The organism is Amphritea atlantica, assembly GCF_024347255.1.
Lineage (GTDB): Bacteria > Pseudomonadota > Gammaproteobacteria > Pseudomonadales > Balneatricaceae > Amphritea > Amphritea atlantica.
The window spans coordinates 3,221,141-3,234,569 of record NZ_AP025284.1 but is presented as its reverse complement, the minus strand read 5'-3'; the positions used below and the strand labels follow the sequence as shown (position 1 = coordinate 3,234,569).

The window sequence follows — 13,429 nt, the reverse complement described above, 5'->3', positions numbered from 1 at the left end:
CGAGTTGAACAGATGATCCTGTCGATCAGCCCCTTTAGTCGCCTGCGAGCACGCACCCGGTTATTGCTGGCGTTTACCATCCTGTCTGTTTCGGCGATGATTCTGGCGCTGGTGGGCTGGCAGGGGCTGAGCAACACCGACCGGGCGCTGAATATCTTTGAACAGCAGGCGTTGCCGGATATCTCCCGCTCTCTCGAACTGGCTGAACGTACCGCCAACCTGGCGGCGATCGCCCCCTATGTCACCAGCGCCGGTACCCCCTATATGTTAGAGGGGCTGAGCCAGACGCTGAAAGCCAAAATTGAAAAAGTGCTCTCACTGGCGCAGCGTATTCCACAACTGGACGCTGCCGCCCCTAATCTTCAGACGCTGCTGCAGCGTCTCGATAGCACCGTGAATGAGCTGATCGATCTGACCCGCCAGCATCTGTTTCTGCGGGAGGATCTGCGGGAATATGAATACCGCCTCCGAAGTCTGATGGATGGGGCTGAGCCGTTTGATACCGTGCATAGTGCGACACCCGTGACGCGGCTGGCTGAGATGCTGATGACGGCGTCCCATAGCCAGTCGGCCGATAGCCTGGCCATCACCCGGCAACGCTTTATCCGTCAGCTCGACAGTTTTCATCGCTCTGCCGTCGGTGGTGCTGATCACGATTATAACGAACTCTATGCTGTGGGGGTGGGGCCGGAAAACCTCTTTGATCTGCGGCTGAAGCAGTTGAGTCTGGAACAGCGCAGCGCTTTTCTGCTGGCTTCAACCCGGGCGATCTCCGAACAACTAAGTGGGGAGGTGCAACACTTTGTCGATCAGATTCAAAGCCGCATATCCCACGAAAGTCAGCGGGTGGGGGCAGCGGTCAGCTCGGGTAAAACTGGTATTTTACTGATCAGCTTCCTCTGTATTGTCGCGGCACTGGGGGGCGTGTGGATGGTGCGCGAACTGGTGATGAATCTGGCGTCGGTTACCCTGGTGATGAGCCGTCTTGCCGAAGGGGATACCCATCAGCAGACCCCGGCTATCGAGCGTAGTGATGAGATTGGTGATCTGGCCCGGGCATTTCAGGTATTTCGTGAGAATGCGGTTCAGATCGACCGGATCAGTCACGATCTGCAGGAACAGTCGCATCTGCTGGAAACGGTGTTCACCAATATCAATGATGGGTTGAGTGTTTTTGACAGAGAGGGGCGGCTGATCGCCTGGAACCCTCAATACCTGCTGATTCTTGAGTTGCCCCAGAACAGTCTGGAAAAAGGGATGTCGATAGAGCAGGTGCATGGTTTGTTGTCGAAAGAGGCGCAGGAGAGCTGGGCGCTGGATGGTATGGCGCTGGATAAGGATGAGGTCAACCAGATGCGACGACAGCAACCGCAACACTTTGAGCGGCACTTTGCCAACGGGCGGGTGGTTGAGTTCAGAAGCAGCCCGATGCCGGATGGTGGGTTTGTGACCCTGTATAGTGATCTGACGGAGCGTAAAACCGTTGAAGCACAGTTGCGCCAGTCTCAGAAGATGGAGGTCCTGGGGCAACTGACCGGTGGGGTTGCTCACGACTTTAACAATCTCCTGGCAGCGATGTATGGCAACCTTCAGCTGCTGGAATCGACACTTTATGATGCCCCCAAACCGCTTAAATATGCCCGCCGGGCGCTGGCCTCAGCAGAGCGGGGGAAAAACCTGACGCAGCGCTTATTGGCGTTCTCCCGGAAACAGCACCTGACGCCGGAACCGACAGCCGTTGACCCGCTGATTGAAGGGATGCTGGATCTGATTGAATACAGTGTGGGGTCGGCGATTAAAATAAAGCTGGAGCTTGGCGCCGCTGACTGGCTGGTGGATGTCGACCCGGGGCAGCTTGAAAATGCCCTGCTGAACCTGACGATTAACAGCAGTGCCGCGATGCCTGACGGGGGGACTCTGACATTCTGTACCCGTCAGTGCCATGGGATTGAGCTGAATGGCGGCGTCTGCGATGCGGTGCATATCGAGGTTGCTGATACCGGCTGCGGTATCTCCGAGGCCCATCTGCGTCGGGTGTTTGAACCCTTCTTCACCACCAAAGAGATCGGCCAGGGCAGTGGGTTGGGGCTGAGTATGGTGTATGGCTTTGTGAAACAGTCAGAGGGGGATATCAGGGTTCAGAGTCAGCAGGGGCAGGGGACGACGATCGGTATCTATCTGCGCCGCAAAGCTGAGTCAGCCGCTTTACCCAGAGCAGATACGGTGACTGCGTTCAATGATGGCCAGAATCGTTGCGTACTGATGGTTGAGGATGATCATCAGGTGAGAGAGGCGGGACAGGCTCTGCTGGAAAAGCTTGAATACCGGGTGATCGCAGTGGCATCCGTCGATGAAGCGCTGCAGCAGCTTCATCAGCGGGATGATATCGATATTGTGTTTACGGATATCAACCTGGGCACTGCCGTTAATGGTTTACACCTGGCGAAAAAAATTGACAGTCAATGGCCTGAAATACCGGTGCTGCTGACCTCGGGGCTGAGTGTTCAGCATCTGAGTGAGCAGTACGGTTTGCAACAGACCGGTATTGTACTGGCTAAACCCTATAAGCTGGAGGAGCTGGCAATGGCGCTGGATAGCACATTTACACGGCATACAGATCAGGGAGGCAGAGACCTGTGAACAGAATTAAGCGGGGCATGAGGGGCGCGCACCGGTTGCTGGCGGCTCTGCTGTTGGCCGGAGCTGCGCTACCCTCTGCTGCCGCAGAGAAGACCCTCTCTATCGGTATCTCCGTCTCGGATCTGGGTAACCCCTATTTTATTCAGATCGCCCGGGGCGCTGAAATGCAGGCAAAACAGCTGGTGGGCGATAATGCTGAAGTGGTGGTTGTTTCCAGCGCCTATGATGTTAAACGTCAGATTGAACAGATAGAAAGCTTTGTCGCGCAGGGGATGGATATGATTCTGCTGTCCGCCGCCAGTTATGATGGTGTTGAAGCCGCAGTATTAAAAGCCCGGGAAGCCGGGGTTAAAGTGCTGGCGGTGGATGTCAAAGCGAAAGGTGCCGATGCGACCATCACCACTGATAATACTCAGGCCGGCATGATCGCCTGTGACTACCTGGTGAAACAGCTGGGAGGGAAGGGCGATGTGGTGATTATCAACGGTCCCAAAGTGTCCTCGGTAAAGGACCGGGTGGCTGGGTGCAAAGCGGTGCTGGCGCAATCCCCAGGTATTCAGCTGCTGTCCAGCGATCTGAATAGTGGCGGGGGACGTGAAGGCGGGCTGGAGTCGATGACCTACCTGCTGACCCAGTTTCAACAGATCGATGGCGTATTTTCCATCAATGACCCCTCTGCACTGGGTGCACAGGATGCCGCACAGTTTGCCGGTCGGGGTGAGTTTATCATCGCTTCAGTCGACGGCGCACCGCTGGCGCAACAGCAACTGCGCCGTTCAGACTCGCTGATCTGCGCAACGGCGGCACAGTTTCCCAACTATATGGCGGCAAAAGCGGTAGAAACCGGTTACCGGTTAATGCAGGGCGAGACACTGGAGCAGACCACCATACTGATTCCCGCAAAGCTGATTACCCGGGAAACGGTGGATAGCTATCAGGGGTGGTGAAACTTAGACGCAGTTATCAATATTGAAAGGTTCAATGTACCTGATATACTGTGTACAAAGTACATGGATTGTTATGTTTACATTTATAGAACTAAGCGGCTTCAGTAAACACAGAAAGGATTTACTGAGCGATGATGAGTTCAGCGAGTTGCAGAGGGCATTAATTGCAAACCCGGAATGCGGTAGCACAATATCCGGTACTGGTGGATTCCGAAAGCTTCGATGGTCCAGGCCAGGTATGGGAAAAAGTGGTGGAGTAAGAGTGATATATTATAATTTATCTACTCAATCGGGGCGGTTATATCTGGCGCTTATTTATTCTAAAAATGAAGCCGATAACATCACCGATGCCCAAAAATCCCAACTAATGAAAGTCTCAGGCAGGCTAAAATAGCGATGAAACAAACAATGAAAGATGAACTGTTTGCTGACCTTCTTAGCAGTGCTGAAGAGATGGTTGCGATTGAAAAAGGTGAAATAATACCCGACAGTGGCGTCGTACATCACTACGAAACGCTGGATGTTAAAGCGATTCGTGAAGCATCAGGTAAAAGCCGTAAAGAGTTTGCCGATATTATTGGTGCTAGTTATGAAGCGGTAAAAAGCTGGGAGAATAAACGGAGAAATCCCACCGGCCCCACAAAAAAGTTGCTGACGCTGGTGAGAGAAAATCCCCGGCAGATGGTAGCGATTCTCGAACAGGAAAGCGCTTAACCGTATAAGCGATTTACTCCGGGTTAAATAGCTGACTAAGTGCTGTATGCATCACTCCGGTGTCCACTGTGATACCGGTCCAGTAGTGGATGCCGATAGCGCCCTGATGAACCAGCATCTGCTGTCCATTGACGAATTGACAACCCTTTTGCTGAGCCGTTCGCAGTAGCGGCGTCATCGGCGGATTATGGATACCGTCGGCGACCACCATATCCGCGCTTAGCGTTTCCCAGTCAATATCAAGCTGTTGGTCGATATTTGGGTAGAGGCCGATGGAGGTGGCGTTGATTACGATGTCGGTGTCTGCGGGGAGAGGGAAATCGCCATCCCATATTGCAAACGTTGCTGTGGCTGGTGTTTTTTCGCAGATCAGTCGGGTCAGTTCTTCGCCCCGTTTACGGGAGCGGTTAACCACCGTGATATGGACCGCTCCGGCAAAGGCCATCTCCACCGCGACAGCACGGGCTGCGCCGCCCGCGCCAAACAGAACCACCTGTGATCCCCGTGGATCGGTCACCTCTGTCAGGGCGGTAACAAAACCCCGGCCATCGGTGTTTTCGCCAATATAGTCGCCCGTGGCACTGCGCACTATGGTGTTGACGGCACCGATAATCTCTGCCGACTGTCCGAGTCCGTCCAGATGTTCGATCACCGCTACTTTATGGGGGATTGAACAGTTAAAGCCCGCCCAGCCCATCGCCCGGGCGCCGCGTACCGCATCTTTAAGATGCTCCGGTGACACTTCGCAGTTGATATAGCGCCAGTCGAGCTGGTGGTGCTGATAAGCGGCTTCAACCATGGCGACGGTCGGGTTCTCCATCGCCGGCATGGCAAATGAACCGGTCAGATTGCTGAGAAAATTGATCTTCATTGGCTTTTCCCAAAAAAAGCCCTGATGTTGAGTCAGGGCCAAGGCTTTACTTTGTTCAGACTGCGAATGCGCCTGCAGCATGTTCATGAGGGTCCATCGCCCCGGTCATAATCGCCACGGCTTCAGACATAGTGTGGGTGTCCGGTTTGATCACCGCATGGCGTTTGCCCAGCCGGTGGATATGGATGCGGTCGGCCACTTCAAATACATGGGGCATGTTGTGGCTGATCAAGACCACAGACAGGCCCCGGTCGCGTACATCTTTGATCAGATTGAGCACCCGGCGGGACTCTTTTACCCCCAGCGCCGCGGTGGGCTCGTCCATAATCACCACATGCTTGGCGAAGGCCGCCGAGCGGGCCACGGCCACCCCCTGGCGCTGACCGCCGGACAGGGTTTCCACCGCCTGGTTAATGTTCTGGATAGTTAACAGTCCCAGCTCGGATAGCTTCTGACGGGCGTTATCGTGCATCGCTTTCTTATCCAGCATACGGAACACCTTCCCCAGAATACCTGGCCGCAGTTGTTCACGGCCGAGGTAGAGGTTATCGGCGATATCCAGCGAGGGGGCGACGGCGAGGTTCTGGTAGACGGTTTCGATACCGGCGTTGCGGGCGTCCATCGGGCTTTTGAAGTTCACCGTCTCATTATCCAGTTTGACGGTGCCCCGGTCGGGTACCAGCGCACCGGACAGGGCTTTGATCAGAGACGATTTACCGGCTCCGTTATCACCGATGACAGCCAGAATTTCACCTGGATAAAGGTCGAAATCTGCGCCATCCAGGGCGGTAACATGACCATAACGTTTAACCAGTCCGCGTGCCTGTAATACTGTAGATTTACTGTTATTCATGATTACACCTTCCGAATCCACTGGTCCATGCCAACGGCAACTATGATGAGCAGGCCGACGGTAAACTCCTGCCAGAGTACATCGACTCCAGCCAGCGCCAGACCGTTGCGAAACACCCCGACAACCAGGGCGCCGATAAGTGTGCCGAAGATGGATCCCCGGCCCCCGAACAGGCTACAGCCGCCGATCACCACGGCGGTGATACTGTCGAGGTTAGCGGTCATGCCCGCTTGTGGGCTGACCGAACCGATGCGGCCGATCAGTGCCCAGGCGCCGATGGCGCAGATCGCTCCGGCAACGATATAAACCGACATCAGGATACGGTTGGTACGGATGCCTGCCAGACTGGCGGCGCCCGGATCATCACCGGTGGCATAGACATGCTTGCCCCAGGCGGTCCAGTTGAGGGCGTACCAGATCAGCGCAAACAGCGCGAGCATCAAAAGTGAGCCGTAAGTCAGTTTGGCTCCGAACAGCTCGATGGTGTGTCCGGTCCAGTGCAGTAGCGGTGCAGTTTGTTCAATGGCCTGAGAGCGGATGGTTTCGCTTTTGGAATACCACAGGTTCAGGGCAAAGAAGATGTTCCAGGTGCCCAGGGTGACGATAAAGGGGGGCAGGCGGAACAGGGTGACCAGTATGCCATTGATGTAACCGGCGATGGCGCCGGCAGCGATACCGGCCAGCAGGGCTATCTCGGGGGGCAGACCGACGTCGATCGCCATCTTACCCATGATAACGGAGGTTAGTACCATGATAGCACCTACCGACAGGTCGATACCGGCGGTGAGAATAATCAGGGTCTGGGCGATACCCAGAATACCGATGATGGTTACCTGCTGAAGAATCAGCGACATGTTGAAGGGGTGCAGAAAACGGTCGCCGATAATCATGCTGAACGCGATCACGGCGAGTAACAATACGATGGCGGGAGCCGCCGTTGGATTTGCATGGAAAAAGCGGTGAGTCTTCTCAACAAATGACAGTGTCTCTTTTTCAAATGAGGCAACTTCCCCACCTGCAGAAGCGGCGACCAACTCGTGATCAGCTGTCTGTGTCGTTTTGAGTGTGCTTGAGTCAGCCATGGGATTCTCCTGGTTTTACCTGATAGCCAGCAGGGTATGGCTACCCTGCTGTTGTGTCGTGCTTATCTGTCCGGGCTTAGCCCCAGCACATAGACAGACCTTCAGATGAGCTCCTGGCATCGATATGACTGACAGGCTTATCGGTAATCAGCTCAACGCCGGTATTGACGAAATCCAGTCCCTCAGTGGCCTGAGGCTTTTCGCCGGTCTGGGCAAATTTGAGGATGGCATCGACGCCCATTGACGCCATGCGCAGCGGGAACTGCATCGAGGTGGCACCGATCACGCCGTCTTTGACGTTCTCAACACCGGGGCAGCCGCCATCGACAGAGACGATCAGCACATCATCGGCACGGCCAGCAGATTTAAGCGCTTCATACGCGCCAGCGGCAGCCGGTTCATTGATGGTGTAGACCACATTGATTTCGGGATCTTTCTGCAGCATGTTTTCCATCGCCCGGCGACCCCCTTCCTCAGCACCGCTGGTGACATCGTTCCCGACAATGCGTGGGTCGGTTTCATCGCCGATACGGTTTGGGTCATTCAGGTCGATACCGAAGCCTTTCAGGAAGCCCTGATCACGGGCAACATCGACCGTGATCTGGCTGCTGTTCAGGTCCAGCATTGCTATTTTAGCCGTTGCTGCTTTATCACCCAGGGTTGCGGCCGCCCACTGACCGATCATCTCACCCGCTTTAAAGTTATCGGTGGCAAAGGTGGCATCTGCTGCGGTTGCAGGACTCAGTGGTGTGTCCAGCGCAATCACAAGAAGACCGGCTTCACGGGCACGATCGATGGCGGGTACTATGCCTGCGGGGTCACTTGGAGTAATCAGAATGCCTTTCGCGCCAGCTGAGATCAGGTTTTCGACCGCCTGCACCTGAGACTGGTTGTCACCATCAAACTTGCCGGAAAAAGTGCGCAGATCAACACCCATCGCATCGGCTTTCTGTTGCGCGCCCTCACGCATTTTGACGAAGAATGGATTGGTATTGGTTTTGGTGATCAGGCCTACGACAGGTTTGTCGGCTGCCATGGCGAAAGGCGCAGACAGGGCTGTGGCCAGCATCATAGCTTGAACAACTGATTTCTTATTCATGGCGTACTTTCCTTTTATTTTTATCTTTCTGGTTGTCGTAAAACGGTGGATTCAGAATCCGTTGTTCATCAGTCCTTATGAGCAAGGTTATGAATGACGCTGCTCTGATGAATCTCAGTGTCTATTTAAAAGGAGGGGAATTAACGGGGAATTTCTGCTGTGAGTTATCGTGTTAACAATTGAAATATTGTGCGCTTCCGAGCTGAACTATCAGGGGGCATTGCTATGAAAAGACAGGTTTTTATGAGATGACAGGTGCTTGGGGTGAGTAAGCTCTTTTGACTAAATCTGCCTGTTTCAGGCGTGATTAGAAAACGGCGCGATCAGGGATGGATAGTTGATCCTGGTTTAAACAAAAAACCGGCACTCACGGTATTGAGTGCCGGTTTCACTGACCGTATTGTATGCAGACCCCCGAAGGGGGTGGGGGTCCGGATGCGAAGGTCAGGCCCTGTTTATATGAGCCATGAAAACGGGGTCTTCAAAGGCCAGTTAAAAGGTGTAGTTGAACCGAACCCGGGCTGCAGTGGTTTCATCGTCCACGACATTTGATGCGCTCGAGTAGGAACCGGCAAAGGTGACGGTTGCTTCTGGAATACCAAACAGAGGTACTGAGTAAGCGATATAGCTGGTGGTCACATCAGGGTCAGGACCGGTGGCGTTATCCTCGTCGGAGCGGATGATACCCGCGCCCAGATTGCCGTAGGTGAAGTTCGCCGCATAGGAGTTCACTGTCTGGTCGGTGTTGTCATCTTCCAGACGGGATGCAGAGATATTGACGTTAGCGCCGGACAGATCAAAGTTCGCCGTTAATGCATAACCGGTCTGATCAACATTGCCGCCCGCGGTCAGGTCGTACTTAACACTTTCAAAACCTGCCGTCAGGCTGAAGGCGTCAGCGCTCCAGGTAACAGAAGGGCGGTAACCGGAAACCGCGGTACCATTGTCACCGGCGGTGTCATCATCACCATAGAGGGTATCCAGTTCAAACTTCAGGCTGTCCGAGGCTTTGAAGTGCAGGGCGATCTGACCCCCATCGTCACCGGCAAAACCGCGCACTTTGTTTGCTTCATAAACCGATACGCCACCGGCATGGGCAACCAGGGTGTCTTTACCCAGAGGGAATAGATTGATCGCCTCGAAGCGGCCGATCTGCGCATCCCAGCTGTTGTTGCCCAGCTGAATATAGGCATCACGCACCGCCACATTTTTATCGCCATCGGTGGTCAGCCGCACGCCGCCTTTGGCCGCAACGAAGTACTCGCCGTTTTCACGTTTTGAGGCGACATTCAGTTCGACAAAACCGTTCTGGTCATAGGTTGTGGAGGAGGTTGCGGTATCAACCGCATCGGTATCGAGTTCAAGATTTGCATCAAATGCGAGCTGTGCCTGAGCTGTACCGGCTAATAGGCAGCCAATCGCAGCGGACGTTAATAAAATGGACGTTTTCAACGTGATTCACCTTTTCGTTTTATTATTTTCAGATCAGCGTGTCGCAGGCCGAGCTCATCAGGATGAGTCTGATCTCCTGCGATACGCTGACTGCTATTGAAAAGGTATAGGGTTAACCTCTGATTTTATTCATTCAGAGCCCTGTTAATAATTGAAATGCTTGATGGAAATTTCAGATCGTCCCGGTATGAGATTGCCTGTCGGCAAGCGATAACTGTTATCAGAGGGTGGGCTTGCAGACAAAAAAAGGCCCTGATCGAATGATTGCAATCAGGGCCTTTTGGGACGCGTTGATCTGCTTGCCTCTGATCTGCTATCAGAGTACCGCCGTTTATAGTTGCAGGTCGTCTATACCGGGCAGTGAGGTGAAGGCTCCCTTATGGGATACCGCGTAGGCACCGCAATGGGAGGCGAATCGCAGTGCTTGCTCTAGTCTGTCCGGCGTGTTCAGCAGTGAATTCAGGTCACCAGGCTGACAGTCCAATGCGGCAAGCTGATAGATAAATCCACCAATGAACGCATCACCTGCGGCGGTGCTGTCCACCATAGAGACACTGGGTGGCGTGACTGTTCCGGCGTTCTGTGCACTGAAGTAACGCAAAGGGTTGCCGCCATCGGTCAGCAGCACCAGCGACACGCCGCTGTCCAGAAGTCGTTGCAGCACCTCATCCTGCGAGGTGCTGGCGGCAAGAAAGTTCATCTCTTCCTGACTCAGTTTAACGAGATCGGCCAGTGCCAGGGCCTGCCAGATAGGGACTGCCGGGTCGCTGCCCGCGGGCCATAAGTTGTTGCGCAGGTTGACATCAAAACTGATGAGAAAGCCTGCTGCTTTGGCTTTATCTATCCCGGTCAGCGTCGCTTCTCTGATGCCGCTTGCCGTCAGAGTATTGGAGCAGAAGTGAAAGATGCCCGCATCTGTAAACCAGTGATCCTCAAATTCATCCGCTGTAAACAGCATATCGGCAGAGGGGTTGCGGTAAAAAGTGAAGCTGCGCTCGCCCTCTGCGTCCAGTGAAACAAACGCCAGTGCGGTGTTGGCTGCGTCGGTATTCAACAGGTAGTCGGTATTCACGCCAGCTTCATGTAATGACTGACGCATAAAGACACCAAACATATCGGTGCCAATTTTACCGGCCATGTAACTGTTGCCGCCTAGTTTCCCTACGGCCGCCGCGACATTGGCGGGGGCGCCTCCGGGGTATTTCGCAAACTGCTCAATCTCGTTAGATCGGTTTTCACTGACCCGGCTGGAGAGCATGTCGACCAGAGCTTCGCCAAAAGAGATGACCTTTAGCATGGTTGTGTTCCTGAACGGTTATTAGGGAAGGGGGCAAAAAACGGCTCCATTCCCCTGAGTATAATGGCTCTATTTAAAAGGAGGGGCGTTAACCGTCGATGTCTGAGAGGTTAACGCCCGTTAACAATTGTAACCAGGTATCGCTGAATCATGAATCCCGGTTATTGTGCGAAAATCTCGCCACGACCGCGATAGGGAGCCGCACCCTGAAGCGCTTCTTCGATACGCAACAGACGGTTGTATTTGGCCACCCGGTCTGAACGGCAGAGAGAACCGGTTTTAATCTGTCCGGCACAGGTGCCAACGGCCAGGTCTGCAATGGTGGTATCTTCCGTTTCGCCGGAGCGATGGGAAATTATCGCGCGATAGCCTGCATCCTGTGCCATTCTGATCGCATCCAGGGTTTCACTCAGGGTGCCGATCTGATTAAACTTGATCAGGATTGAGTTGCCGATCTTCTGATTGATACCGCGCTGAAGTATTTGCGTATTGGTGACAAAAAGATCATCACCTACCAGTTGAACTTCACTACCTAGTTTCTCTGTCAGGTAAGCCCAGCCTTCCCAGTCGGATTCATCCAGACCATCCTCAATTGATACAATCGGATAGTGTTGAGTCAGTTCTGCCAGGTAATCGCTGAAACCCTCTGAACTGAATGACTTACCTTCGCCGCTGAGCTGATACTCGCCATCACGATAAAACTCAGATGCGGCACAGTCCAGCGCCAGAGTGAAGTCTGTTCCCAGTGTGTAGCCTGCCTGTTCAACCGCTTCACGAATCACGATCAGCGCTTCCTCGTTGTTTTTCAGATCCGGTGCAAAACCACCCTCATCACCCACGGCAGTACTCAGTCCCCGCGCCTGAAGTACTTTCTTGAGAGAGTGGAATACCTCAGCACCCATGCGTAAGCCTTCACGAAAAGTGGGGGCAGAGACCGGCTGAATCATAAACTCCTGAATATCAACCGTGTTGTCGGCATGTTCGCCGCCATTGATGATGTTCATCATCGGCAGAGGCATGCTGAATACGCCAGGCTGTCCATAAAGAGAGGCGATGTGGGCATAAAGAGGGCGGTTCTGATCCGCTGCGGCGGCTTTTGCCGCGGCCAGAGAAACCGCCAGCATCGCGTTGGCACCGAGGTTAGACTTGTTTTCGCTGTTGTCCATCTCGATCAGCGCCTGGTCCAGTGTGCGTTGATTCTGGGCGTCAAAGCCTTTGAGCAGAACGGCGATCTTTGCGTTGATATTATCAACAGCGGTTAAAACCCCTTTGCCGTTGTAACGGCTTTTATCGCCATCTCTCAGTTCAAGTGCTTCTCTTGATCCGGTACTTGCCCCTGAGGGCGCACAAGCGACGCTGGTTACACCTGAGGCCAGTATCACCTCGGCTTCAACGGTTGGGTTACCCCGGGAGTCCAGGATCTCCCGTGCAACTATCTTCTCGATGATACTGGTCATGCTGATGGTCTCCTGTCGGTTATTCTTGTGGACAATAATTTTGTAAATATAACGTATATTTTGTTTTATATGAATCTATATTTGTATTTTTATAAGTAATAAAACGTAATTAAGGCTGTATATATGCTTTGGCTCATGCTAAATAGCGAACGATTCTAAAAAAACAGAGTGGTTTCTGCGGATTTTCAGTCTGATCTCATGTTTAGGGCATATCCTTTATCAGAGGTTTCTCATCAGGTCATTGGTTACTCTTTGCAAACATCAGCGTTTGTAGTGGTCTGTCAGTACCAATGCTGTTTTCAGGGATTGTCGGGGTCAGGGGGGGTGATGAGGGGCCGATTATCCGGAGGTACAGGCGGACTATCCTCCATCGTTTGAATGCCGGGAGTCAGGTTATGAATAAGTTCATTGCACGTCTGCTAATCTTGCCTTTGTTGGCCATTATTCCGTTGCAGGCCGCTGCTGGGATAGGGCCGGAAAGCACAATAAGTGAGCTGTACCAGGATCGTTTTCATTATCCGGTGGTACCGGCGGTGCCGTTTTATGTGCATGCTGCTAATGGTTCAGGCTCAAAGGTGGTCTGGGCTAAAGTGACTGAAATGAGTTATTACCGTGATAACAACGGCGATCTGATGCTGTATGCAGGGACTACCCATGTGTGCAGTAAGTTTTCAGTCACCGGTAGTATCGGCGACAGCGATCGTCGTTGCCTGTCATCTGAAACGGTGCCGCTTATCAGACCCGCCGGGTATAGCTATCAGTATTGCGTATTTCGCACGGACGGTGATTGTGGCCGTTATATAAAATCGGACAGCGTGTATCCGCTTAGATATCAGGTTCCTGTGGTAAAACGAATGGCCGAATCTGACAGTTTTAACTATGCCAACGTGGTGTTTACCAAAACCGTCGAGCTGGGTCATTGCGGTGAGTGCGAAGTGAAAGGCTGGTCAGTGGTTAAAGTACATTAACAGCGGTAGCTATCGCTGTGCTGTGGAACTGTTTGGTGCGTGGGTCCGG

11 protein-coding genes are annotated in these 13,429 nt (G+C 53.3%); 4 read left to right on the top strand and 7 right to left on the bottom strand.

All coding sequences use genetic code 11. The features are described from left to right. The first annotated feature begins 12 nt into the window (after positions 1–12). From OCU43_RS14770 to nadS, 3 genes are all read left to right on the top strand, one after another. Positions 13–2,640: a PAS-domain containing protein gene (locus OCU43_RS14770; protein ID WP_091356643.1), complete on the top strand. Its 2,628-nt coding sequence runs from the start codon at positions 13–15 to the stop codon at positions 2,638–2,640. Further along, positions 2,637–3,587: an ABC transporter substrate-binding protein gene (locus OCU43_RS14765; RefSeq protein ID WP_245756531.1), complete on the top strand. Its 951-nt coding sequence runs from the start codon at positions 2,637–2,639 to the stop codon at positions 3,585–3,587. The genes OCU43_RS14770 and OCU43_RS14765 overlap by 4 nt, the downstream gene beginning before the upstream one ends. Positions 3,588–3,983: 396 nt before the next feature. Next, entirely contained in the window at positions 3,984–4,301 is a 318-nt protein-coding gene (gene nadS / locus OCU43_RS14755) for a NadS family protein (protein ID WP_232846553.1), read from the top strand. A gap of 13 nt (positions 4,302–4,314) precedes the next feature. Here the strand turns inward: nadS and aroE are convergent, their stop codons facing one another. The 7 genes from aroE to eno form a co-directional block, all read right to left on the bottom strand. Then, positions 4,315–5,172, bottom strand: a complete 858-nt coding sequence (aroE, locus tag OCU43_RS14750) for a shikimate dehydrogenase (protein WP_091357132.1) — start codon at positions 5,170–5,172, stop codon at positions 4,315–4,317. A gap of 55 nt (positions 5,173–5,227) precedes the next feature. Then, entirely contained in the window at positions 5,228–6,025 is a 798-nt protein-coding gene (locus OCU43_RS14745; RefSeq protein WP_091356649.1) for an ATP-binding cassette domain-containing protein, read from the bottom strand. A gap of 2 nt (positions 6,026–6,027) precedes the next feature. Continuing rightward, a complete protein-coding gene (locus tag OCU43_RS14740; RefSeq protein WP_091356652.1) occupies positions 6,028–7,107 on the bottom strand; it encodes an ABC transporter permease in 1,080 nt (359 codons plus the stop codon). A 76-nt stretch (positions 7,108–7,183) separates the two neighbouring features. Further along, positions 7,184–8,206 (bottom strand): sugar ABC transporter substrate-binding protein, encoded by a 1,023-nt coding sequence (locus tag OCU43_RS14735; RefSeq protein ID WP_091356654.1) that lies wholly within the window; start codon positions 8,204–8,206, stop codon positions 7,184–7,186. Between the two features lie 492 nt (positions 8,207–8,698). Further along, on the bottom strand, positions 8,699–9,658 hold the full coding sequence (locus OCU43_RS14730) for a carbohydrate porin (protein WP_261832933.1): 960 nt from the start codon (positions 9,656–9,658) through the stop codon (positions 8,699–8,701). Between the two features lie 331 nt (positions 9,659–9,989). Then, positions 9,990–10,955, bottom strand: coding sequence for a carbohydrate kinase family protein (locus OCU43_RS14725; protein WP_091362282.1), 966 nt, complete (start codon positions 10,953–10,955; stop codon positions 9,990–9,992). Between the two features lie 161 nt (positions 10,956–11,116). After that, positions 11,117–12,412 (bottom strand): phosphopyruvate hydratase, encoded by a 1,296-nt coding sequence (gene eno / locus OCU43_RS14720; protein ID WP_091362283.1) that lies wholly within the window; start codon positions 12,410–12,412, stop codon positions 11,117–11,119. A gap of 395 nt (positions 12,413–12,807) precedes the next feature. On the opposite strand from eno, the gene OCU43_RS14715 reads away from it, so the two are divergent. Then, a complete protein-coding gene (locus OCU43_RS14715) occupies positions 12,808–13,380 on the top strand; it encodes a hypothetical protein (protein WP_091362284.1) in 573 nt (190 codons plus the stop codon). The last annotated feature ends 49 nt before the right edge of the window (positions 13,381–13,429 follow it).